Source organism: Bacillus basilensis (genome assembly GCF_050630465.1).
Classification (GTDB): domain Bacteria; phylum Bacillota; class Bacilli; order Bacillales; family Bacillaceae_G; genus Bacillus_A; species Bacillus_A basilensis.
In genome coordinates this window covers 153,626-178,674 of record NZ_JBNTQO010000002.1, presented here as the reverse complement: position 1 = coordinate 178,674, position 25,049 = coordinate 153,626, and the positions used below count along the sequence as shown (strand labels likewise).

General features: G+C 36.8%; 22 protein-coding genes and 1 pseudogene. 2 read left to right on the top strand and 21 right to left on the bottom strand.

Annotated features, from left to right (window positions below):
- Window positions 1-15: 15 nt before the first annotated feature.
- The 13 genes from ACQVV1_RS04335 to ACQVV1_RS04275 form a co-directional block, all read right to left on the bottom strand.
- Window positions 16-795: a transporter substrate-binding domain-containing protein gene (locus ACQVV1_RS04335; RefSeq protein WP_242252173.1), complete on the bottom strand. Its 780-nt coding sequence runs from the start codon at window positions 793-795 to the stop codon at window positions 16-18.
- A 250-nt stretch (window positions 796-1,045) separates the two neighbouring features.
- The gene (locus ACQVV1_RS04330) at window positions 1,046-1,459 is read right to left on the bottom strand and encodes a BrxA/BrxB family bacilliredoxin (RefSeq protein ID WP_001979317.1); all 414 of its coding nucleotides are present in this window, start codon (window positions 1,457-1,459) and stop codon (window positions 1,046-1,048) included.
- 142 nt (window positions 1,460-1,601) lie between these two features.
- Entirely contained in the window at window positions 1,602-2,009 is a 408-nt protein-coding gene (locus tag ACQVV1_RS04325) for a YjdF family protein (protein ID WP_242252174.1), read from the bottom strand.
- A 123-nt stretch (window positions 2,010-2,132) separates the two neighbouring features.
- Complete coding sequence (locus ACQVV1_RS04320) at window positions 2,133-2,597, bottom strand: NUDIX hydrolase (protein WP_063223016.1); 465 nt, start codon at window positions 2,595-2,597, stop codon at window positions 2,133-2,135.
- A 166-nt stretch (window positions 2,598-2,763) separates the two neighbouring features.
- Window positions 2,764-3,942: an FtsW/RodA/SpoVE family cell cycle protein gene (locus tag ACQVV1_RS04315; RefSeq protein WP_063223015.1), complete on the bottom strand. Its 1,179-nt coding sequence runs from the start codon at window positions 3,940-3,942 to the stop codon at window positions 2,764-2,766.
- Window positions 3,943-4,282: 340 nt separating this feature from the next.
- The gene (locus ACQVV1_RS04310) at window positions 4,283-5,599 is read right to left on the bottom strand and encodes a dihydrolipoamide acetyltransferase family protein (RefSeq protein WP_431168644.1); all 1,317 of its coding nucleotides are present in this window, start codon (window positions 5,597-5,599) and stop codon (window positions 4,283-4,285) included.
- Between the two features lie 15 nt (window positions 5,600-5,614).
- Entirely contained in the window at window positions 5,615-6,598 is a 984-nt protein-coding gene (gene bfmBAB / locus ACQVV1_RS04305) for a 3-methyl-2-oxobutanoate dehydrogenase subunit beta (RefSeq protein ID WP_000290070.1), read from the bottom strand.
- 13 nt (window positions 6,599-6,611) lie between these two features.
- Window positions 6,612-7,613, bottom strand: coding sequence for a 3-methyl-2-oxobutanoate dehydrogenase subunit alpha (gene bfmBAA, locus ACQVV1_RS04300; protein WP_431168643.1), 1,002 nt, complete (start codon window positions 7,611-7,613; stop codon window positions 6,612-6,614).
- Between the two features lie 27 nt (window positions 7,614-7,640).
- A complete protein-coding gene (gene lpdA / locus ACQVV1_RS04295) occupies window positions 7,641-9,062 on the bottom strand; it encodes a dihydrolipoyl dehydrogenase (RefSeq protein WP_063223013.1) in 1,422 nt (473 codons plus the stop codon).
- A 4-nt stretch (window positions 9,063-9,066) separates the two neighbouring features.
- A complete protein-coding gene (buk, locus tag ACQVV1_RS04290; RefSeq protein ID WP_060632217.1) occupies window positions 9,067-10,170 on the bottom strand; it encodes a butyrate kinase in 1,104 nt (367 codons plus the stop codon).
- 87 nt (window positions 10,171-10,257) lie between these two features.
- Window positions 10,258-11,358 carry a Leu/Phe/Val dehydrogenase gene (locus ACQVV1_RS04285; RefSeq protein WP_242252175.1) on the bottom strand — a complete coding sequence of 367 codons (1,101 nt, stop codon included), beginning with the start codon at window positions 11,356-11,358 and terminating at the stop codon, window positions 10,258-10,260.
- A gap of 34 nt (window positions 11,359-11,392) precedes the next feature.
- Window positions 11,393-12,292 carry a phosphate butyryltransferase gene (yqiS, locus tag ACQVV1_RS04280; RefSeq protein WP_063223011.1) on the bottom strand — a complete coding sequence of 300 codons (900 nt, stop codon included), beginning with the start codon at window positions 12,290-12,292 and terminating at the stop codon, window positions 11,393-11,395.
- 195 nt (window positions 12,293-12,487) lie between these two features.
- Window positions 12,488-14,560 (bottom strand): sigma-54 interaction domain-containing protein, encoded by a 2,073-nt coding sequence (locus tag ACQVV1_RS04275; protein WP_242252177.1) that lies wholly within the window; start codon window positions 14,558-14,560, stop codon window positions 12,488-12,490.
- Window positions 14,561-14,696: 136 nt separating this feature from the next.
- Between ACQVV1_RS04275 and ACQVV1_RS04270 the strand changes: the two genes are divergently transcribed.
- Window positions 14,697-14,930 carry a DUF2627 domain-containing protein gene (locus ACQVV1_RS04270; protein ID WP_431168642.1) on the top strand — a complete coding sequence of 78 codons (234 nt, stop codon included), beginning with the start codon at window positions 14,697-14,699 and terminating at the stop codon, window positions 14,928-14,930.
- Window positions 14,931-14,979: 49 nt separating this feature from the next.
- On the opposite strand, the gene ACQVV1_RS04265 is transcribed toward ACQVV1_RS04270, so the two are convergent.
- The gene (locus tag ACQVV1_RS04265) at window positions 14,980-15,708 is read right to left on the bottom strand and encodes a glycerophosphodiester phosphodiesterase (protein WP_242252178.1); all 729 of its coding nucleotides are present in this window, start codon (window positions 15,706-15,708) and stop codon (window positions 14,980-14,982) included.
- A 50-nt stretch (window positions 15,709-15,758) separates the two neighbouring features.
- On the opposite strand from ACQVV1_RS04265, the gene ACQVV1_RS04260 reads away from it, so the two are divergent.
- Entirely contained in the window at window positions 15,759-15,905 is a 147-nt protein-coding gene (locus ACQVV1_RS04260) for a YycC family protein (protein ID WP_001247671.1), read from the top strand.
- 239 nt (window positions 15,906-16,144) lie between these two features.
- Here the strand turns inward: ACQVV1_RS04260 and ACQVV1_RS04255 are convergent.
- The 7 genes and pseudogenes from ACQVV1_RS04255 to dxs all read right to left on the bottom strand — a co-directional run bounded on the left by ACQVV1_RS04255 (window position 16,145) and on the right by dxs (window position 24,894).
- Window positions 16,145-16,705, bottom strand: a pseudogene (locus ACQVV1_RS04255) (PRK06770 family protein).
- Between the two features lie 355 nt (window positions 16,706-17,060).
- Window positions 17,061-17,855: a sporulation transcription factor Spo0A gene (gene spo0A / locus ACQVV1_RS04250; RefSeq protein ID WP_033686380.1), complete on the bottom strand. Its 795-nt coding sequence runs from the start codon at window positions 17,853-17,855 to the stop codon at window positions 17,061-17,063.
- Between the two features lie 287 nt (window positions 17,856-18,142).
- A complete protein-coding gene (gene spoIVB, locus ACQVV1_RS04245) occupies window positions 18,143-19,441 on the bottom strand; it encodes a SpoIVB peptidase (protein ID WP_063223004.1) in 1,299 nt (432 codons plus the stop codon).
- A 118-nt stretch (window positions 19,442-19,559) separates the two neighbouring features.
- Entirely contained in the window at window positions 19,560-21,299 is a 1,740-nt protein-coding gene (gene recN / locus ACQVV1_RS04240) for a DNA repair protein RecN (RefSeq protein ID WP_242252181.1), read from the bottom strand.
- A 267-nt stretch (window positions 21,300-21,566) separates the two neighbouring features.
- A complete protein-coding gene (gene argR, locus ACQVV1_RS04235) occupies window positions 21,567-22,016 on the bottom strand; it encodes an arginine repressor ArgR (protein WP_001032581.1) in 450 nt (149 codons plus the stop codon).
- 142 nt (window positions 22,017-22,158) lie between these two features.
- Entirely contained in the window at window positions 22,159-22,998 is an 840-nt protein-coding gene (locus ACQVV1_RS04230; RefSeq protein ID WP_001274744.1) for a TlyA family RNA methyltransferase, read from the bottom strand.
- A 3-nt stretch (window positions 22,999-23,001) separates the two neighbouring features.
- Entirely contained in the window at window positions 23,002-24,894 is a 1,893-nt protein-coding gene (gene dxs, locus ACQVV1_RS04225; RefSeq protein ID WP_063223002.1) for a 1-deoxy-D-xylulose-5-phosphate synthase, read from the bottom strand.
- Window positions 24,895-25,049 lie beyond the last annotated feature (155 nt).

Genomic DNA, 25,049 nt, shown 5'->3' with positions numbered 1-25,049 from the left:
AAAGTGAAAAGCAGCTTATTTTTCGCTGCCAAACCATTTCTTCACTAATTTATCCATTTCTCCATTTTCTTGCATTTTTTTAATTACTTTATTAAATTCAGCTGTTTTATCACTATTTTTCGGAAGGGCAATTGCTGCTCCTACTTCTTCTGGCGCTTCTTTAATTTCAATTCCTTGTAAATCTTTCATTTTCTCTAAATAATTTTTAGCAACTGTGTCTTCTATAATTGCAGCATCAAAACGACCTGCTTTAATTTCTTGTACGATTTCTGGTATACGGTCACGTCCCTCAACTTTGAAATCTACTTGTTTTTTAAATTCTGCTGCTTTCTCTTCTTGAATAGATCCTGTTTGTACCCCTACTTTTTTCCCTTTTAAATCCTCTACAGATTTAATGTTAGAATCCTTTTTAGAAACGACCATGTTTTTTGCAACAAAATAAATATCTGTGAAATCAACATTATTTTTACGCTCTGCAGTTGGTGTCATTCCTGCCATTACGAAATCAACTTTTCCTGAGCTAAGAGATGCTAATAAACCACCAAAATCCATATCTTTCACTTTCACTTCATAACCAAGTTCTTTTCCGATATATTTAGCAACATCAACATCAAAGCCGATAATTTCATCACTTTTTGAAGCTTCCACGTATTCATATGGTTTATAATCTGCTGAAGTCCCCATAACCAGTACTTTTTTATTTTTTCCCGTAGCCTTTTCTTCCCCATTACTACAAGCACTGAACATACTTACAATTAAAATAAGTGCAAACGATATTGATACTAACTTCTTCATCTTTCTTCCCCCTAATAATGTATATTTAAAAGTTTAATAGAATATTTATTCGATGTTTGTATTGTATCAGCACTTTAATTTTTATGCAATATATAAAATAAAAATAAATAAAAAAATCATTTAAACCAATGTTTATTATGCATAAAATAATGCATAAATTAACCAACTAATGTATATCCTATCGTTTTGAATAATAAATAAAAAAGGCGCTACCCCCACTTAATTGTGAGCATAGCGCCTTTTCAATTATTTATAGTTCTTCGCAATTCTCTTCGAAATAAGATTGTAGTTTCGCAATGACTTGCATTGGTTCATGACCTTCAATTTCATGACGCTCTACCATCGTTACAATTTTTCCATCTTTTAATAACGCAAATGATGGAGAAGAAGGTGGATACCCTTCGAAATATTCACGAGCTCTTGCTGTTGCTTCTTTATCTTGACCTGCAAACACCGTTACAAGATGGTTAGGACGTTTATCATAATGTACGGAATGCGCAGCAGCAGGACGAGCGATGCCACCTGCACAACCACATACAGAGTTTACCATTACAAGTGTTGTTCCATTTCTTTTAAACGCTTCTTCTACTGCTTCCGGCGTCGTTAATTCTGTATATCCAGCAGAGACAATCTCTTCACGCGCTTGGCGGACAACATCATTCATAAAAAAGTTAAAATTAATCAATCTTTTCCCTCCTCTAAAACTATCTATTTGTATCTTACCAGTTAATGTTTATGAAATACAAGTAAGTTTACTTGTATTTAGGTATAGAAAAGGTGTCAGAGCAGGACTCTAACACCTTTTTTTAATGACCACGATGTTTTTGCTTTGCTTTTTGTACTTTGATTAAACGCATTCTTTGTTTTTCAGCTTCTCGCTCCTCTTTAGATTGCACTTTCTTTTCTTGTTTATGCAGTTCATAAGATAAGCTAATTGCCTCTTGCGCCTTAGTAAAACGGTTTACATTTACTTCTTTTGCTGCTTGTCGTATGATCCGCTTTATATTTTTGGGACGCTGTTTTTCTTTCACTTCCACACCACATTTTGCAAAGTGCTGAAAATACGCTAACATTGAACCGTTCACAAATATAAGCACTTCTTCGTCTGAAGGTTCCGTTCCAAAAATATACCTCGCTCCATACAATTTCCCTTTTTCTTTACATGTAATAATTCCTACAAAAAATTGTCCATCGTGATATACTGTCAAATCCATTGACAGCCCCTCCTTTAAAAAAATTAGAAATACGGGACATCCCGGAGGGGGAAGGTTACTGACATGAAATCATGCGTCTGGACTACCAACCAGAACTGTGTTTTTGTATTTCTTTCACTATTATTATATCTTTTTTTCCATAATCTTCATATATTCACCAATCATTTTTTTATGAGATCCTACAATATATTCAGGTAGTTCTGTTACTTGGAAAAATTTAAGCTGAACTGCTTCTTCTTTATTCATAACAAAATCCCCTTCGTATTCATCCGTATAATAAGCAGTCGTTACAGATTGAAATTCATCACCGTTTGCTAATTTTGTAAAATAGTTCGCTCCAGAAAATACATTGATTAATCGTAGGTTCTTTACTTCTATTCCTGTCTCTTCATATACTTCGCGGTAAGCTGTTTCTTCTGGTGATTCACCAAGCTCCATGAGCCCGCCAGGCAGCCCCCATTTTCCGTACGGCTCTGTCCGTTGCTGTAATAAAACATATCCACTTTCATTTATAACGAGTACAACAGCACCAACTAAAATTAAAGGGCGATGACCAACTATTTTTCGTAATTCTTCTACATATCCCATCGTATCGCCTCCTTGTTCGTTGTCCACACTATTGTATCATATGTATGAAACGACAAAATGCGTATATTTTTCATTTTTTTAACAAAATATTTATTTTATGTGCTTCATCTACTGTAGCTAACATATATGTAAAAAAGCTGGTTCGTTTTTACACGAACCAGCTTTTTTACTTAACAGAAAACATATACTTTTTATACGTTTTTCGTACCGATAATATAAGACCCATCATAATCATATTTGAGAATAAGGAACTTCCCCCGTATGATAAGAAAGGTAATGCAATCCCTTTTACAGGCATTAGTCCAACAATCATACCGATGTTTTGGAATATTTGAACTGTCAATATACCGATAGATCCAGCACATAATAATGTACCAAATAAATTATCAGCAGAATAACCGATAATAATTGTTCGATATAGTAGTAATAGGAACAAGAAGACAACTAGCGCTGCTACGATAAATCCACCTTCTTCGGCAATAGTAGCGAAAATAAAGTCCGTATGCTTCTCTGGGATATAGACGCTTCCTTCACCAAACCCTTTACCTTCCATTCCTCCACTACCTACAGCTAAAATCGATTGCTGTGTTTGATAACCTTGATCTGTATGTTCAAATGGATCTAACCAACCTAAAATACGTGATTGTTGGTGAGGTTTTAGTAAAGTAACTAAATTGTTAAAGAAGAAATCCTCATATCTTACGTAAATGAATATTAACGCAGATAATATGGTCACCGGAATAACTGTACATAACGCTATCAATTTTTTCTGAATACCTGACATAAATAAAATACATGCAATAGCAGCAGCATATAAGAACACCATACCTGTATCTGGTTGGCTATATACAACAGCCATAGGTGGAAGTGACACTAGCATAATTTTACCTACTAATTTCAAATCCGTTTGGAATGTCCTTGCCATATACTGTGCATTATGTTTCACTGCTATACTTGCTACTATGAGAAGCAATGAAATTTTGAAAAACTCAGACGGCTGAATTTGTCCAGCTACTGGAAAAACAAACCACCTTTTTGCACCTAATTTTTCAGGTGTGAAAGTGGAAACCGGTAATATTTTCAAAAGAATAAGTGAGCCAAATCCAGCAATATAAAGTGGCCAAGACAATTTTTGTAATTGATCTAAGTCTATGCTTGCAACAAGAAGTAACAATACAACCCCAATTATGTAGTTAACACCTTGTTTCATAGCAAAGTTTGCATCTCCATACTGTCCGGTTTGCTGACTGCTATATATAGCAGCTATACTCGTAACACATAGTGCAAACAAAATTAAAATTAATTTTACATCTAAACTTTTTAGAAACTCGGTACTTCTTTTCATGACATCCTCCTGAAACATTGTTACGGCAAAATAAAAAACCAGGAGTCAACATTCTTCATGTTTTGACGACTGATTACACATTATCTATAAAACACTTATATAGAATAACTCTCTTTTTCATACAATACAATATATTATACTACAGTTTCATCAGTAAGATTTGCCAAAAAAATTATTCTTTCCTTATTTTATATCTATATACCATATATCAGCAATGTATTTTCGTAAATTCCTAATACATTCTCGTTCATTGTAAGATTACCGGGAAAAGTGTTGTACATATAGTAGGATGCAAATGAAGAAATGAGATGATAAAAAGCTCGCATAAGCGAGCTTTTTATTAATATACAGATGTATTATTTTCTGACGTATTTTCTAAAATTTCTTTTACACGTCCTAAGAATTTACCACAAATTAAGCCATCTAATACACGGTGATCAAGTGATAAACATAAGTTAACCATATCGCGAGCACCGAACATACCATTATCCATAATTACTGGACGTTTTACAATTGATTCAACTTGTAAAATAGCCGCTTGTGGGTAATTAATAATACCCATAGATTGAACAGAACCGAATGATCCAGTGTTATTAATTGTAAATGTTCCGCCTTGCATTTCGTCCGCTTTTAACGATTTCGTACGTACTTTTCCTGCAAGTTCTGTAATTTCACGAGCGATACCTTTAATCGTCTTCTCGTCCGCGTGTTTAATTACTGGTACAAATAGTTCATCCTCTGTTGCAACAGCGATAGAAAGGTTAATATCTTTCTTCTGAACGATTTTATCGCCAGCCCACATTGAATTAATTTGAGGATATTCTTTTAACGCTTGTGCCACTGCTTTTACGAAGAAAGCAAAGAACGTTAAGTTAAAGCCTTCACGCTTCTTGAAATCACCTTTAATTGAATTACGGTATGACACAAGGTTTGTCACATCTACTTCAATCATCATCCAAGCATGTGGCGCTTCGTGTTTACTACGTAACATGTTCGCTGCAATTGCTTTACGCACACCTGTTACTGGAATTTCGATATCGCCAGGCATTGTCGGTACAGAAACTGGTTTTGCAGCTTCTACTTTTTGTGCTACCGGCGCTGCTTTTGGTGCTTCTGGACGCGCTACTACTACTGCTGCTACCGCTTCCTCTTTCTTTGCACCTGCTTGCGGAATATTTCCAGATTCCACTAGCTTTAAAATATCTTTACGAGTGATACGGCCATTTGCTCCCGTACCTTCTACTAAATCTAAATCCACATTATGCTCACCCGCAAGTTTTAACACAGCTGGTGAAAAACGTGGTTTTCCATCAGTTGGTTGTTTTGCTTTCGGTGCTTTTTCAGGCGTAGCTACTTCTGCCTTTGGTTCTTCTTTCGTTTTTTCCTCAACAGCTGTTGCTGCTACTTCATCTGCGCCTTCTACTTGAATCACACAAACTACTTCACCTACAGCTAACGTATCACCTTCACCAGCGATTAACTCTTTCACAATACCAGTGAAAGAAGATGGTACTTCAGCATTTACTTTATCAGTCATTACTTCTGCAAGCGGATCATACTTATTTACGTGATCGCCAACATTAACGAGCCATTTACTAATTGTACCCTCTGTAACGCTCTCCCCGAGCTGAGGCATTGTAATATTTTCTACAGCCATGTATAGTCCCCCCGATTAAAATTCCGCAAGTTCACGCATTGCTTTTTCAACTTTATCTGGATTTACCATAAAGAATTTTTCCATTGTTGGTGCATATGGCATTGCTGGAACGTCTGGACCTGCAAGACGTGCGATTGGCGCATCTAAATCAAACAGACAGTTTTCAGCAATAATTGCTGCCACTTCACTTATAATACTTCCTTCTTTATTGTCTTCTGTTACAAGAAGAACTTTACCTGTTTTAGAAGCAGCTTCAATGATTGCTTCTTTATCTAATGGATATACAGTACGTAAATCAAGAATGTGTGCAGAGATGCCGTCCTGTGCTAACTTTTCAGCTGCTTGAAGAGCAAAATGAACACATAATCCGTATGTGATAACAGTAATATCATCACCTTCGCGTTTTACATCTGCTTTTCCGATTGGTAATACGTAGTCATCTTCTGGTACTTCACCTTTAATTAAGCGATATGCACGTTTATGTTCAAAGAATAATACTGGATCTTCATCACGAATGGCAGCTTTTAGTAAGCCTTTTGCATCATATGGCGTAGAAGGGATAACAATTTTTAAACCTGGTTGGTTTGCAAACATCGCTTCTACAGATTGTGAATGATACAATGCACCGTGAACGCCTCCGCCAAATGGTGCACGAATTGTAACTGGACAAGTCCAATCGTTGTTAGAACGATAACGAATTTTTGCTGCCTCAGAAACAATTTGGTTTACTGCTGGCATGATAAAATCAGCAAACTGCATTTCAGCGATTGGACGCATACCATACATTGCAGCACCAATTGCTACTCCAGCGATTGCAGATTCTGCAAGCGGTGCATCAAGCGCACGATCTTCACCAAATTGATCATACAAACCGTGTGTCGCTTTAAACACGCCACCTTTTTTACCAACATCTTCTCCTAAAACGAATACTTTCTCATCGCGTTCCATTTCTTCGCGCATTGCTAATGTAATAGCATCAATATAAGACATTACAGCCATGAAACGTTCCCCCCTATTCTGCGTATACGTGCTTCAATGCATCTTCAGGTGCTGCATACGGAGCATTTTCTGCATATTCTGTTGCTTCATTTACGATATGCATAATTTCGTCTAACATTTGTTTTTCAGATTCCTCAGTTAACACACCAGCTTCTTTTAAATAAGCTGCAAATGTTATAATTGAATCTTTTTTCTTCGCTTCTTCTACTTCTTCTTTATCACGATAAACACGATCATCGTCGTCACTAGAATGTGCTGTTAAACGATATGATACTGTTTCAATTAAAGTCGGGCCTTCACCACGACGACCGCGATCTGCCGCTTCTTTTACAGCTTTATACACTGCAAGCGGATTGTTTCCGTCTATTGTATATCCAGGCATACCGTAACCAATTGCACGATCTGCTACGTTTTTACATGCTAATTGTTTTTCAACTGGAATAGAGATTGCATATTTATTATTTTCACACATGAAAATAACAGGAAGTTTGTGTACACCAGCAAAGTTTGCCCCTTCATGGAAGTCACCTTGGTTTGAAGAACCTTCTCCGAATGTAACAAACGTTACTAAATCTTTCTTCTCCATTTTTCCAGCTAGTGCAATACCAACTGCATGTGGTACTTGCGTTGTTACTGGAGATGAACCTGTAACAATACGATTTTTCTTTTGACCGAAGTGACCAGGCATTTGACGACCACCAGAGTTTGGATCTCCAGCTTTCGCGAAAGCAGACAACATAAGTTCTTTAGCTGTCATACCAAACGCTAGTACAACACCCATATCACGGTAGTATGGTAATGCATAATCTTTTTCTCTATCAAGAGCGAACGCTGCCCCAACTTGTGCAGCCTCTTGTCCTTGACAAGAAATTACGAATGGAATTTTACCAGCACGGTTTAATAACCACATACGTTCGTCAATTTTACGTGCAAGTAACATCGTACGGAACATTTCTAATACTTGCTCATCACTTAAGCCAAGCTCTTCATGGCGCTTTTCTTTTACTTCTGCCATTTTTCATAACCTCCTAAATCCACATTTTTATGCGTGTAACGCTTTTCCATCTACAGCTAATGCTGCTTCACCAATCGCCTCAGATAATGATGGATGCGGATGAATTGTATGTGCTACTTCCCAAGGTGTTGCATCAAGTACTCTTGCAAGACCAGCTTCAGAAATCATATCTGTTACATGTGGTCCAATCATATGAACACCAAGAATGTCATTTGTTTCTTCATCAACTACAAGTTTTACAAATCCATCAGATTCTCCGTATACAAGTGCTTTTCCGATTGCACGGAATGAGAACTTACCTACTTTTAACTTATAGCCTTTTTCTTTCGCTTCTTGTTCTGTTAAACCAACAGAAGCAACTTCTGGACTGCTATATACGCATTTTGATACCATAGAATAATCGATTGGTGTAACTTCTTTACCAGCAATATGTTCTACTGCAACAATTCCTTCATGAGAAGCAACGTGAGCAAGCTGTAAGCCACCGATTACATCTCCAATTGCGTAAATATGAGATTCTTTCGTTTGATAAAACTCATTTGTTTGAATGTATCCTTTTTCCACAACGATATCTGTATTCTCTAAACCAATGTTTTGCGTATTAGCTTGTCTTCCTACAGATACAAGCATTTTTTCTGCTTTAAATTCTTTATTCTCACCGTTATGTTCAGCTTGAATTGTTACTCCATTATCTTTTACCAATGTTTCTGGTAATACTTTTGCACCAGTTACCACTTTAATACCTTTTTTCTTGAATAGACGTTGCATTTCTTTTGAAACGTCCTGATCCTCTAGTGGTAATATCGTTTTCGCATACTCTAACACTGTAACTTCTACACCGAAGTCAGCAAGCATAGACGCCCACTCAATACCGATTACACCGCCACCAACGATAATAATCGAACTAGGAAGCGTTTCCATTTTTAGAGCGTGATCGGAAGACATTACGTACTCTCCGTCTAACTCTAAACCTGGTAATGAATTTGGACGAGAACCTGTTGCAACAAGTACATTTTTTGGAATTAACATTTCATTTTCTTCTCCACTTGCAAGTTCAACTGAAATTGTACCTGGCATTGGAGAGAAAATAGATGGGCCAAGAATACGGCCAATACCTTCAAACACATCAATTTTACCTTGTTTCATTAAATGCTGAACGCCTTTATGAAGCTGCGTTACAATCTTTTCTTTGCGCTCTTGTACTTTAGCAAAGTTTAGTTCTACATTACTTGCAATAACTCCGAACTCTTCTCCTTTTTTAGCAGTTGCGTATACTTCTGCACTACGTAAAAGAGCTTTACTAGGAATACATCCTTTGTGTAAACAAGTACCACCAAGATTTTCTTTTTCAACAAGTGCTGTTTTTAATCCTAGTTGTGATGCGCGAATAGCAGCAACATATCCACCTGTACCACCGCCAACGATGACTAAATCATATTCTCTTGCCATTATCTCAACCCCTAGCTACTGTTTGTTTTTCTCTTACAACATACTCTTTCGGCGCTTCTTCTTCACGTAATACACGAAGTGCCCCTTCTGCTAACGCTTCTAACTCATCTTCCCCTGGATGTACGATAACATCTGCAATCCAGTCCACTCGTTCTTTTATTTCATCAACAAGAATTTTACTGTACGCAAGTCCACCAGTTAATACGATTGCATCGATTTTCCCGTGAAGCACAGCACTTGCTCCGCCAATTTCTTTCGCAACTTGATATGCCATTGCTTTATAAATAAGAGTTGCTTCAGGATCACCTTTTTCAACCATTTGTTCTACTTTAATCGCATCATTTGTACCGATTAGACTTACAAGTCCACCTTGTCCGACAAGCTGTTTCACCATTTCGTCTCGGTAATACTCACCAGAGAAACACATTTCAACTAGCTGTCCTACTGGTACTGTACCAGCACGCTCTGGGCTAAATGGTCCTTCTCCGTTTAAGCCATTATTTACATCGATAACTTTTCCTTTTTTATGAGCACCAACCGTAATACCTCCGCCCATATGTGTAACTAATAAATTTAAATCCTCGTATTTGTGATTTAATTGATCAGCTACTTTACGAGCAACCGCTTTTTGATTTAATGCATGGAAGATACTTTTGCGTTCCATACCAGCAATACCGCTGATACGAGCAATTGGCTCCATCTCATCTACAACGACAGGGTCCACAATGAATGCAGGAATATTTAATCCAGAAGCAATTTCATAGGCTAAAATGCCTCCTAGGTTTGAAGCGTGATGACCACTAAACCCATTTTTTAAATCTTCTAACATCGCATCGTTTACTGTATACGTACCGCCTTCGATTGGACGAAGTAATCCACCACGCCCACAAACAGCGTTTAATTTTGAAATGTTAATACCATGAGAATGTAGAACTTCTAAAATCGTTTCTTTACGAAACTCATATTGGTCAATAATTCGCTTATATTTTCCAATCTGTTCTACGTCATGACGAATCGTTTCTTCTAGAACAGGTCTTTCATTATCAAAAACACCAATTTTTGTGGATGTACTACCTGGGTTAATAACAAGAATTCGATTTACAGACAATGTTGCTACCTCCACTAATAAATTTAAAAGGAAGTGGAAACCTCATAAGAGGTAACCACACCTTTTGTAAAAGTTATATATGAATGATTAGCGACGGCTAATAATGTCATGACCGTTGCGTAAGTATGTGCTACGAGAGTTTTTCAAGCTTGCAATGCGCTCTTCAGCTAGACGATCTGCTGCTACATAAGTTGGTATGCCATCACGTTTTGAAATTTCGATTACTTTTGCAATTGTGTCATAGATAGACTCAACACGTTTTAGTGCACGTTCTCTATTGTATCCATATAATTCATCTGCTACGTTAATTACGCCACCTGCATTAATTACATAGTCCGGTGCGTATACAATACCCATTTCATGAATGATGTCACCGTGACGATCTTCTTTTAATTGGTTATTTGCAGAACCTGCGATTACTTTTGCTTTAAGTTGTGGAATAGTTTCATCATTAACTGTTGCACCTAATGCACATGGTGCGTAAATATCACATTCAACACCGTAAATTTCATTTGGTTCAACTGCTGCCGCACCAAATTCTTCTACTGCACGTTGTACAGCTTCTTTATTAATATCTGTAACGATTAATTTTGCTCCTTCAGCGTGTAAATGTTTACATAGGTGGTATGCTACGTTACCAACACCTTGAACAGCAATTACTTTTCCTTCTAAATTATCAGTACCGAAAGCTTCTTTCGCAGCTGCTTTCATACCACGGTAAACACCGTATGCAGTTACTGGAGATGGGTTACCAGAAGAACCGAATGATGGTGAAATACCCGTTACAAAGTCAGTTTCTTCGTGGATAATATCCATATCATCTACTGTTGTACCAACATCTTCAGCTGTAATATAACGTCCGTTTAGCCCTTGAATATAGCGTCCTAATGCACGGAACATCGCTTCGCTCTTATCTTTACGTGGGTCACCGATAATTACTGTTTTCGCACCACCTAAGTTTAGACCAGCTGCTGCGTTTTTGTATGTCATCCCTTTTGCAAGACGCAATGCATCTTCAATCGCCGCTTCTTCAGAATCATATGTCCACATCCTTGTTCCACCAAGAGCTGGTCCAAGTGTTGTATCATGAATTGCAATAATTGCTTTTAAACCAGATTCTTTATCTTGACAAAATACTACTTGCTCATAATCATATTTTTCTAAGTATTCGAAGATTTCTAATGTCATTGTCGTTTCCCCCTAATGTTTTACCCTTTTTGGTTTATTTTGAAGCAGTCGCAACTGCCAATGCTAATGAATATACTTTTGTTTCTGCTGAATCAGCACGAGATGTTAAAACAATCGGTGCTTTTGCGCCAGCAATCATTGCTCCTACTTTTGCATCCGCAAAGTATACGAGTGATTTGTATAGCACATTTCCAGCTTCAATCGTTGGGACGAGTAAAATGTCTGCCTTACCTGCTACATCACTTACTATGCCTTTATGTTCTGCTGCAATTTGTGATACTGCATTATCTAAAGCAAGTGGTCCATCAACGACACAATTTTTAATTTGTCCGCGACGATTCATTTGAGTTAACATCGCTGCATCAATTGTTGCTTGCATCGCAGGATTCACAACCTCTACCGCTGCAATTGGCGCTACCTTTGGCAAATCCATTCCTATTGCCCGGGCAACTTCTACAGTATTCTGTATAATAGCAGCTTTTTGTGTTACATCAGGTGCAATGTTCATCGCTGCATCTGTAACAAAAATCAGACGATTGTAATTTGGAACTTCAAATGCTGCAACGTGTGAAAGTACGCTACCTTTACGAAGTCCCCACTCTTTATTTAATACAGCTTTCAAAATATTTGCTGTTGGGATGTTCCCCTTCATAAGCACATCTGCTTCGCCATTTCTTACAGCTTTAACAGAAAGTTCTGCAGCCTCAGCACTTGATGCCGCTGCAATCACTTCAATATGTTCTGAAGTTTGTAAACCATGTTCTTGTAGCATCCCCATTATTTTTTCTTGATTTCCATATAGACGAAATTGAGCTAGCTGTAATGTAATTGCCTTCGCTACAGCTTCAATTACTTCATGATCTTCAGCTACTGCTACAGCCACCGTTTTTTTAGGCTGGCCTGCCGCTTGATCAATTAAGTGTTCTAACTTCATATTTTGTAATCAACCCTTTCCGTCGTCCCTCGTCTTTTTATAAAGCAAATACCGTGCCAACTTTTAAAAGTGGTCTTACCAATAATGAAAACGCATTCAAAATGCAGTAAAATCAATACTTTGGAAAATAACAAAAGATTCTGTCTTATTTTGTCACTTTTTGTATACCATGCAATAAATTGCACGGTACGCAATTTATTGCATGCTATTTTTTGCACACTCATACTTTTCCAGCTTGTAATATAAGTTTCGAACCGAAATTCCTAACGCTCTTGCAGTTTGCGTTTTATTTCCACCAAACCTCTCTAAATATTCATGAATGATATTCCCTTCAAATTCTGTTACTAAATGTTCTAGTGGCTTTTCTTCTAACTCAGGTAATAAATGTGTTTGCTTTGACTCCACCTGCTCTTCATTATGTAATGGCGGTAAATGGTGTACATCAATATAGGTCTCGTTATAATTCATAAAGATAATAGCTCTCCCCAAAATATTTTCAAGTTCCCTCACATTCCCTGGCCATTCATATGATTGTAAATATGAAATAGCCGAATCAGTGAGCCCCTCTATATTTCGGCCATAATCTTGGTTTATTTTTTGAATTAATCTTTCTGCGATTGCCGGTATATCTCCTTTACGCTGACGAAGAGATGGAATTTGAATTGGAATTTTATTTAACCGATAATATAAATCCTCTCTAAACTCTCCTTCTAAAATGGCCTTTTCTAAATTCACATGTGTCGCCGCAATTACCCTAACATTTATCGGGATTGCTTTCGTCCCACCAACTTTTACAATCTCTTTTTCTTGCAACACGCGAAGGAGTTTCGCTTGTGTGTTTGCAGACAATTCTCCTATTTCATCTAAAAAGATACTGCCGTTATTCGCTTCCTCAAAGAATCCACGCTTCCCGCCTCTTTTCGCTCCAGAAAATGCACCTTCCTCATAACCGAATAATTCACTTTCTAACAACGTCTCCGAAATAGCCGCACAGTTTACACGAACGAACTTATTATATTTTCGATTACTTCCATTATGGATGGCATGCGCAAATAATTCTTTACCTGTCCCTGACTCTCCGCGTAGTAATACTGTTGCTGGTGTATTCGCCCCAAGTTTCGCCTGTTCAATAGCAGCCGTTGTTTCATCTGAATTTCCGACAATATCCTCAAATGAATATTTCGCTTCTAACGTTCGAATAATTTGCCTTGCTCTATTCAATTCATTTGTTAACTTTTGAATTTCTGATACGTCACGAATTACACCGACGCTTCCTTTCAATATTCCATCAACAATAACTGGCGCTACGTTTACAATTACATCTCGCTTTTTCTGCCCAATCTTCATATGTATGCCGCGTACCGCCCTACGTGTTCGAAGTACTTTCATATGCATACTTTCACCTTCTACAATATCGGTTGTAGCTGGTTTCCCAATAATGTCTTCTTCTGTTAAACCTGTTAATTTCGTATACGCAGGATTAATTACTAACCCTCTTCCTTTTTCATCCACGACCGAAATTGCTTCCTCAGAGGAGTTGATAATCGCCTCAAGTAACGTTTGAATCTCTTTTAAATCCGTAACTTCTTCTGCAAGGTCTACCACTTCTGTTATATCTTTAAAAATCGCAAATGCCCCTTGCACCTCGCCTCCCTCTTTTAATATCGGAATGCGGGTTGTAATAATTTTCTTTTCATTTTCCAACGTCAGTTCATAATTCACTTCTATTTGTTTCGTACGTATAATACGAAGCAACTTACTAGTCGGAATAACTTCTAAAATATATTTCCCCACCGCATCTTCCTTTTTATACCCGATAATACGCTCTGCACTTTTATTAAATAGGCGAACTTGTCCCTCTCGGTCGATCACAATCATACCGTCATGCGTAGAATTTAAAATTAAATCCCCTTGCTGCGTCTGTTCTTCTAACTTTCCAATTAAATCTTCCTTCTCATGTGCTAATCTCGTAACAATTTTCGCAATATCACCTGGTATAAGAAGAGTATCTTTATGCTTTTTCTTTAATAACTCTTTATGTAATTCATCATCACCTGTCATATCAAACATTACATCAATGCGCATAGAAAGAAACGGCGTTACACTCTCTCCAATTGTAACCCCGTATTCCTTAGCCATTTGCAATCCTTTTGCTATCGGATTTATATCAATAATCCCTATAATTTGAAATATATTCGAACTTTGCAACAGATTCAGCAGTGTACTGCCACCTTCACCTGCACCAACAATTAAAACTTTTTGTTTCATATATTACACTTCCTCTCGAAGTATCTCTGCAAAATTTTTCACACCCTTATCTTACTCGTTCAGCCCCCTCTTGACAAACCCCCTTTTCATATAACATCATTAAAATAAACAAAATAATCTGAAAAGGAGCGTTTATATGCAGCGTTACCTTGCTCTATTATTAGCACTCATCCCTATTTCATTAGCTGTGTTTGGCATTAAGTTAATGAGAGATACTGTGTTCGGAATTCTATTTCCTCCACTCTCTATACTATGGTTACAATTTTTAATCGGCGCTCTCTGCTTCGCGCTCGGGTTTTATATTTTTGGTGGCTTCGTCTTACACCGAGATCGTAAACAAAATAAAGTACAAGCTCGCTTTAGAAGATAGGAAAGCCCTACTATTTACAAATAAAAAAATGAGACCGTTACACGCGGTCTCATTTTTTTATTTGCAATAACGTTCTTGCCGTTTCAGGATAATCCGTAATAATCGCCGATATATTTATCTCAAAATATTTCAGCATAAGTGTTTCTTCATTAATTGTATAGGGCCGAACCTCTACATCACTTTCCATCGTTAGTTCAGCAACGGCATCTTGAAGATAACGATAATTAGGGTGCACTGCTGTAGCCCCCATTTTTTTTGCATATGCCCACGGACTATGCAAACCTTCGCGATATAAAATCGCTGTTTGAATATCTGGTGCCATCATATGACACCTTTTCATACTGTAGTGATTAAATGAAGAAAATATAACACGATCTTCTAGATTAAATTTTCGTACAAGCGTTATGACTTCTTCCTCTAAACCTCTGTATGGAATTTTATTATTTTTAAGTTCAATATTAAGTAGTAACTGTGTTTTTTCAATCCATTCTAATACCTCTTCTAAAAGAGGTATTTTACAAAACCCTACTTTATCACCAAATTTATAACTCGCATCTAAGTTACATAAATCCTCATATAAATAATTTCGAACCGCACCTTTTCCATTTGTTGTCCGGTTCACCGTTTCATCATGAATGACGACAACTTTTCCGTCTTTCGTTAATTGAACATCAAGCTCAATTCCATCCGCTCTAAAAGACTCCGCCGCTTCAAATGAAATCATTGTATTTTCTGGGTATGTTCCTGCTGCACCACGATGTGCAAATATAAGAGTCATCCTCACTCCCCCAATCTTATGCTATACTATACGAAAAAGGAGGTACTTCTATGAGACCATTACAAATTTCTCCAGACACTGCAGTCCGCCTATCAAAAGCACTAGGTGTTCCACTTGAACAACTTATGCATATGCCGCAGCACATTTTAATTCAAAAGTTAGTTGAATTAGAAAAACAAAATAAAGACGAAGAATAATACAGTCCTGTTTTCCAGGACTTTTTATTATTTTCTATTATATCATGGATGACTTCCCTGCTAAAATCCTTTAACAGATGTGCTACGATTCGATTTAGCCGGTCCTGCATCATCTAATAATGAATTACATATTTCTTTTTTTGTTACAAATCATTGAGAAAGCAGAGTATTTATTTATAAGTCCCTATTCCCCCTAAAGTAAGATAATCAAAAAAACTAAAAGCACTTTATATTATTTTTTATTGAACATGCGGAGCATCCCCTGATTCGTATAATTCTTTCGCTTTTTCCTCCCCGAATGTAGTTAAAATATAATGTTGCTCTTCTACCGCATCCATCGCTCTAGCGGCTTTACAAACGTTATCTTCTTGAGCATCCGAGATAACATTGTGATCTTCTACAATTTTACTAAAGTCTTTTTTGCCCATCTATCAGCAATTACTAACAGCTCATTTTTCTTCGCAAAACTACTCTTATTTATGATTTTTTTATTTTTCAGCATTATTTTGAATCATTGGGATAGACCCCGATTTTCGTTCCACCACTACTTTTTGATGAGTCATGTGATGCATCGCTGTAATGACTTCGCTTTCAGTAGAATTTTCCGTAACATACACATCAACAAAGACTCCATCTACTTCTCTACCTATTATCGTTAGATCTTCTTTTTTATCTATTTGAGCACTCACTTCTTTATCTACTGGATTATCGGCAAGCTCTAACATTCCAAATGTAACCGCAACAACAAGAACTCCCATAGTTGCTACTATTCCTAGCCAAGTTGATATTTTATTTTTCATTCCTCTTCTCCCTATCTATACCTATTTAATTGTCTTATAAAAAACTCTCTTATATGTAATATTACTAAAAATAGGGTTTATTTTCCATGAAACTAAGTAACCTCTTTTCATTTACCCAAACAATTTTGATAAAGTGAAACTTTAATCAGGATTTTACGGGCAATTCGACTACAAATAGCGGGATAAAATCAATATTACTTCTCCTTCTTTTTCTCAACAAAATAAAAAAACCAACGAATTCTAAAATTCATTGGTCTTTAAATAAAAAGTTCTTTGGTTTTAAATTTGATATAGAGTATCAATTTCAAGAATTATTAAACTTTACTAAAACTTAAATCCTTTACTACTTTTACTCTCAGCTAGCCTTATGTTCAAGTCTCAACTTATCCGCAACCATTGCGATAAACTCAGAGTTCGTAGGTTTTGCTTTTGACATGGATACTGTATAACCGAATAAGGACGAAATAGAATCAATATTCCCACGACTCCATGCTACTTCAATTGCGTGACGGATTGCGCGCTCGACACGGCTTGCTGTTGTATTATATTTTTTCGCGATATCTGGATACAATACTTTCGTAATAGATCCAAGTAATTCTATATCGTTATACACCATAGAGATTGCTTCCCTTAAGTACATATATCCTTTAATATGAGCAGGCACACCAATTTCATGAATGATACTCGTAATGCTCGCATCTAAGTTTTTCGGCTTTCCATCTATTGTCGTTGCTGAACGGAAAGATGGAAGTGGACGTTTAATAGTAGCGTTTGCCTTACCGCTTACTTGACGAATATGACTCGTTAAATTCTCCATATCAAATGGTTTTAATATGAAATAGGAAGCACCTAAATCAACTGCTTTTTTCGTCACATCTTCTTGTCCAAATGCTGTCAACATAATTACGCTAGGCTGTCTTAACCTTTCGATATGTCGCATTTTCTCTAGTACAGCTAAACCATCTAAATGTGGCATAATAATATCTAAAACAAGTACATCCGGCTGCTTATCTTTTAATAAATTTAAACACTCTTGACCATTATAAGCAGTACCTATTACTTCCATATCATCTTGAGCAGCTACATAACTCTCTAACATTGATACTAATTCTTTATTATCATCCACAAGACATACTTTAATTTTCTCCACAGCTTTTCCTCCCTTACCGAATCGATTCTCCGACATGTGTATCCTTCTAGGCTACATGAATTGTTCGACAATTGTGTGAAAATTCCCTTTTAAAGTTTGTTACTTTCCGATAAAATCACAAAAAAATATGTTTATCGTTCATTTATTCCCTTTCGCAACACATTCCATCATAGAAATACAACGAAACGTTCAACCCTTTTCTTTTATTTTACAACAAAAAACACCTCTTGCGGAGCTTTTACAAAATTTCAACGAATTTTTCAATAGAAAAGCGAGCTAATTATTAATTAGCTCGCTTTTCTTTCTTGATCATAAATGTTAATTCCAGCCTCATGTAACATCCATTCAATATGAACACCATACCCGGATGTTGGATCATTTACAAATACATGTGTAACAGCACCAATTACTTTCCCGTTTTGTACAATTGGGCTTCCGCTCATCCCTTGTACGATACCACCCGTTTTTGCTAATAAACGTTTGTCTGTCACTTTTATTACCATGCCTTTTGTCGCCGGAAACTTTTGCGGCACTGTACTAACAACTTCAATATCAAACGCTTCCACTTTATCTTGAGCAATAACTGTTAATATTTTTGCAGGTCCCTCTTTTACTTGATGAGATAGTGCAATAGGCATTGCTTTATCCATTACGCCATTTGTCATATTTGTATTCAATTTGCCAAAAATACCAAATGGACTATTTATTGTAATATTACCAATCACTTCACGATCTGGTGAGAATCTCGCTAATTTCTCTCCTGGATTCCCATGACTACCTCTTTCAATTGATGTAACTGTCGAACGCATAATTTGTCCATCTTCGACTTGAATCGGCTTTTTCGTATCGTTATCAGAAATGACGTGACCAAGTGCCCCATACTTCATAGAATCTGGATGAACAAATGTCATTGTTCCGATTCCAGCTGCCGAATCACGAATATATAAACCAATACGATAAGACGATTCTCCACTGTCTTTTTGTGGTGTTAACTTAGTGCGGATATGTTTTCCATCTCTTAACAAAACAAGATTAAGTGGTTCACCTGTTTCACCACTATTATGAATAAATGGTGCTACATCACTCATTCTTTCAATTGTTTTACCATTAATTTCAGTAATCATATCTCCAATTTGTACACCAGCTGTTTCACCAGGAGATACTTTCCCTTTTTCAGTTTGAATTAAATGATGACCTACAACAAGTACCCCTTTTGTGTTTAACTTCACACCAATTGATTGTCCGCCTGGAATAACTTTGAAATCTTTTAATACTTTCACATTTACTTTTTTCACTGGAAAACCAGCAAGTTGAAACACCATATCTGCTTCACCATTTTGATGAGAATTTACCATAAGTCCTTGTTTTTGTTCATTTGAACTTACTGTAAACACATGACGATCTGTTGATGCAGCTTTAAATACTGGTAATGAAGCTATTTCTGATTGTTGTCCTTCAAAAACAACAAGTTGCTTTGGGGATGAAATAAACGTCCGAAGCGGTTTAAAACACCCTATAAAAACTAAAGAAACAAGGAGAAAAATACCTATTATTTTGCGAAATCTTTCTAATTTCAATTTGTTCACTCTCCTCGCTCCTACCCCACATTCAGCCTCTTGGCTTCACTTTTTAATCTCTCCTTGCAGTGCTTTATTTATAACCGGAAGAATTAAGAAATCATCATTTGAGAAAAAAAGCTATCCATTACTGGATAGCCTCTGCTGTCTGTTTAAAACGATGCGCTTGCGTAAGTAATTCTTTCGCATGTTCTGTCGTTAAATCTGTAATTTCCACACCCGAAATCATTCGAGCTATTTCTGTTACTTTATCCTCCATAGTTAAAACGGTAACTGACGTAATTGTTCGATCATTTGCTACTTGTTTTCGAATAAATAAATGCGAATCCGCCATTGAAGCTACTTGAGGTAAGTGCGTAATACAAAGTACTTGCGAGTTTACTGATACTCGATAAATTTTTTCTGCAATAGCCTGTGCGACCCGACCACTTACACCCGTATCCACTTCATCAAAAATAACAGATGCAACACCTTGATGCTTAGAAAAAATGCTTTTTAAAGCTAAAATAATACGAGATAGCTCTCCGCCAGAAGCGACTTTTGAAAGTGGTTTTAGCGGCTCACCTGGATTTGTTGAAATATAAAATTCCACATGATCGTAGCCATCCGCCGTAAGTCTTACCGGCGCTCCCTCCACAAGAGGCTCTTCAGCATTTCCTTCTCGCTTCATAATTCTCACTTCAAATTTTGTTTTTTCCATGTATAATTCTTTTAATTCCTGATGAATGGCATTTGTAAGATGCTCTGCAAGCTCATGACGCATATTACTTAACAACGTTGCTTCTTTCAGAATAACACTTTCTAATTCCTTTAACTGCTTCTTCGTCGTTTCAATATGAACGTCTTTATTTTCAATCGTAAAAATTTCTTGTTCAATTTTATCAGCATACGCTAAAATCTCTTCTACAGTATTTCCATATTTTCTCTTTAGCATACGAATTTCATTTAAACGCGTTTCAATTTCGTCTAAACGATTCGGATCATATTCCATCATATCGAGCTTTTCTCTCAGTTGATACGCAACTTCTTCTAATAAGTAATAGCTATTTGCAATGGAATCATGATTTTCTTGATACATTTCATCTAAATGTGTAATACTCTCCATTTGTCCCATTGCGCTTCGCACATTGTCTAATCCTTGTCCATCAGCGCTTAACGAACGATATGCATCGCCTAATGCTTTGTAAATTTTTTCGAAATTAGAAATTTGCAATCGTTCTTCAGTTAAGTCATTTTCTTCATCCATCTTTAAATCCGCCTTACGGATTTCTTCATGCTGAAATTGAATTAAATCTAAGCGATGTGCCATTTGTTGTTCATTTTCACTTAATGATTTTAACTGTTTTTTCAACTTCTCATAATCAGCGTATACGTTTCGATATATATCCAATTGTTTAACGATACGTTCTCCATCAAAATGATCGAGCATAAATAGATGACGCTCTTCATTCATTAAATCTTGCGTTTCATGCTGCCCATGAATATCAACAAGTGTTTTTCCAATTTCTTTTAATACACTAAGAGTAACCAGTTTCCCATTTACACGACATACACTCTTTCCGTTTGCAGCGATATCACGCTTCAAAATAATCATGCCGTCTTCAATTTCTATATCCAACTCTTCTGCCTTTTCAATACATGGATGCTTATCATCTTCTACATAAAATAGCCCCTCTATCTCAGCTTTTTCTGTTCCATATCGAACAAATTCCGCCGAACCACGGCCACCTACAAGTAAACTAATCGCATCGATAATAATCGATTTCCCGGCTCCTGTTTCACCACTTAAAACCGTTAATCCTTTTTGAAAAGAAATATTTAATGCCTCAATAATAGCAAAGTTTCTAATCGATAATTCCGATAACAATGCCCCATTCACCTCGTTATAAACTAATCCCCTATTAAGGGCTTTTCTCAGTTATTTATTCAAATAGTCATACTATATGTTTGTATGTATAAATTACTTTTCTAACCGCTCCATTGTACCAAACATTTGTTTTACGGGTCAATCCACCTATTTTCTAATTTTATTCAAAGAAAATATTATATTACAATTAAGAATTCACGTTTTTAACCCATAAAAATATCCTGTTCACTTTCCACTTTACAGAGGAAAGCAAACAAGATTTTTTTGTTACAGCATATTTAAGAAACGATCAGAGACAACACCTGTATCTTCAGGTGTACGGCAAATAATTAAGCAAGTATCATCACCACAGATGGTTCCGATGATCTCATCCCACTCTAAATGATCAATAAGTGCCCCAAGTGAATGAGCGTTACCAGGCAATGTTTTTAGCACAAGCATATGTCCTGCCGTGTCTAATTTTACAAATGAATCCACTAGATTGCGTTTTAATTTTTGTAACGGGTTAAATCGTTGATCTGCTGGCAAGCTATATTTATAGCGACCATCATGTAATGGCACTTTCACTAAGTGCAGTTCTTTAATATCGCGAGATACTGTTGCTTGCGTTACATTAAATCCCTCATTACGTAAAATATCAACTAATTCATCTTGTGTTTCAATTTCTTTGTTCGCAATAATTTCCCTGATTTTAATATGGCGCTGACCTTTATTCATACATTTGCACCTCACACTATCTCTTACCATAGTTTAAACATTGGTATACTTCACTTATTCATGTTAACTTATAATTCGTTACTTGTACACAATTGTTTTTACAATCATTATACAATTACAACAAAAAGAGGAACAACATATGTTATTCCCCTTTCCCTTTTTGTTTTAGGACATCATGCGCCTCTGTAACTACTTGCTCAACAGAAACTGGAGAATGATTTTCGCCATTCTCACGTTCACCATGCCATTTCAGATGGATTAAAAATTCAATATTACCATCCCCACCCGTAATTGGTGAGAATGTTAAACCTTCTACGTCGTATCCTTCTTTTAAAGCAAAGTCGACAATCATTTCCACGACAGCCTCATGTACTTTTCGATCCCGAACGATACCTTTTTTCCCAACTTGCTCTCTTCCAGCTTCAAACTGTGGTTTAATTAACGCTGCTACATCCCCATTCGGCATAAGCATTGTTTTTAAAACTGGCAATATAAGCTTTAACGATATAAATGAAACATCGATACTAGCAAATTGCGGTAAACCACGTTCTAAGTCTGCTGGTGTTACGTAACGGAAGTTTGTTCGTTCCATTACGACAACACGCTCATCTTGACGCAATTTCCACGCAAGTTGATTATATCCTACATCTAATGCATAAGATAATTTCGCTCCATTTTGAAGCGCACAATCTGTAAAGCCACCAGTTGATGAACCAATATCTATCATAACTTTATCTTGTAAATCCAGATGAAATGTCTCTAATGCCTTTTCAAGTTTATAACCACCACGGCTTACATACGGCATAACTTGTCCCTTCACCGTAATCTCTGTATCTTGTGGGATTTTCTCTCCTGGTTTATCCAGTCTCATCTCATTCGCATATACAAGTCCGGCCATAATAGCGCGTTTTGCTTTCTCACGTGTTTCTATAAGTCCTCGCTCTACTAATAGTACGTCTACTCTTTCTTTTTTTGCACTCATTTGTTACGCCCTTTTTTGTTTTGATGGAATCATTGTATGAATACGGTCTACAACAGCATCTGTCGTTAAACCAATTTCTTCTAATAATTTTGTTACACTACCGTGCTCTATGAAACGGTCTGGAATACCCATTCGTTCAATTAACGCCCTATGGTACCCGTTCTCAGACGCAAATTCAACTACTCCCGTTCCAAAACCACCGATTAAGCACGCTTCTTCAATCGTTAAAATCGGTATATTTTTTCCTAAGAGATCATGTAAATATGCTTCATCCATCGGTTTAATAAAGCGAGCATTCACTACTTTCACTGAAACTCCAGCCTTTTCAAGACGCTCAGCTGCTTCCATTGCCATTGGTATTGTCGTACCAAATGTTAAAATAGCCGCTTGTGTACCTTCTTTTAACGTTTCCCATGAACCGATTGGAATCGCCTTTAATTCTTCATCCATATGAACACCAAGTCCATTACCACGCGCATAACGTAATGCGATTGGCCCATCTTCATATTGCATCGCCGTATATACTAAATGTTGCCCTTCATTTTCATCTTTTGGCATCATAAGTACCATATTCGGCAAGTGGCGTAAGAATGAGATGTCAAATACGCCTTGATGCGTTTCACCATCTGCTCCTACTAAACCAGAACGATCGATTCCGATGAAAACATTTAAATTTTGGCGGCATATATCATGAACAACTTGGTCATATGCTCTTTGTAAAAATGTTGAATAAATCGCTAAGAATGGCTTCATACCTTGCGTTGCCATACCCGCTGCCATTGTTGTAGCATGCTGTTCTGCAATACCTACATCAATCATACGATCTGGGAATTCTTTTTGGAATTTCTCAAGTTTTGATCCAACAGGCATTGCAGGTGTAATCGCAACGATACGCTCGTCCGTTCTCGCTAGCTTAAGTACTGTTTCACTAACAACAGCACTCCATGCTGGTGCAACTTCTTTCGGTTTAACGAAGTCACCTGATTCAATTTTATAAGGTCCAGTTCCATGCCAAGTTCCAATAACATCACTCTCAGCTGGTTTATAACCTTTTCCTTTTTTCGTAATAACATGAACAAGCACTGGGCCTTTTGTTTTCTTTGCATATTGCAACGTTTCGAATAGCTTTTCATAATCGTGCCCATCGACTGGGCCTAAATATGTAAAGCCTAATTCTTCGAAAAAGACACCGGATACTAGTAAATATTTAAGACTGTCTTTTATTTTCTCTGCTGTCGCAGCAACTTTCCCACCGACTGCTGGGATTTTCTTCAATATATACTCTAGTTCGTCTTTTACCCAATGGTATTTTCCTGCGGTACGTAGACGTCCAAGCACATTGTGAAGCGCACCAACGTTTGGTGCAATTGACATTTCATTGTCATTCAAAATAACAGTCATGTCTGTTTTCTCATGTCCAATATGGTTCAATGCCTCTAAAGCCATTCCGCCCGTTAAAGCACCATCTCCAATAATTGGTATAACATATTCTTTCGTTTTCTTTAAATCACGTGCTAGAGCCATTCCCATTGCAGCAGATAATGATGTCGAGCTATGACCAGTTTCCCATACATCGTGCTCACTCTCGCAACGTTTTGGGAAACCACATAGACCTTGATATTGCCTTAATGTGCCGAATTCTTTTGCACGTCCTGTTAAAATTTTATGTACATAGGATTGATGTCCTACGTCCCATAAAAATTTATCTTTCGGACTATCAAATAATTTATGCAGAGCAATTGTGAGTTCTACTACACCTAAATTAGGTGCAATATGTCCACCTGTTTGAGAGAGCTCTTCAATTAAAAACTTACGAATATCCTCACTCAATCCCTCTAGTTCACTGATAGACATATCTTTCAAAAAACTAGGGTTTTGAATTTGCGTTAGATCCACATGGATCACTCACTTTCATTTCATAATCTGTCAACATGTCAAATATTATAAAAAACATTTACACAAAACAAGAAATTCTCTTTTTTTTATGTTTCACCTTGTCCTGCTATTAACCAGTCTATTGCGCACTAATCCTATTATAAACCATATTTCTT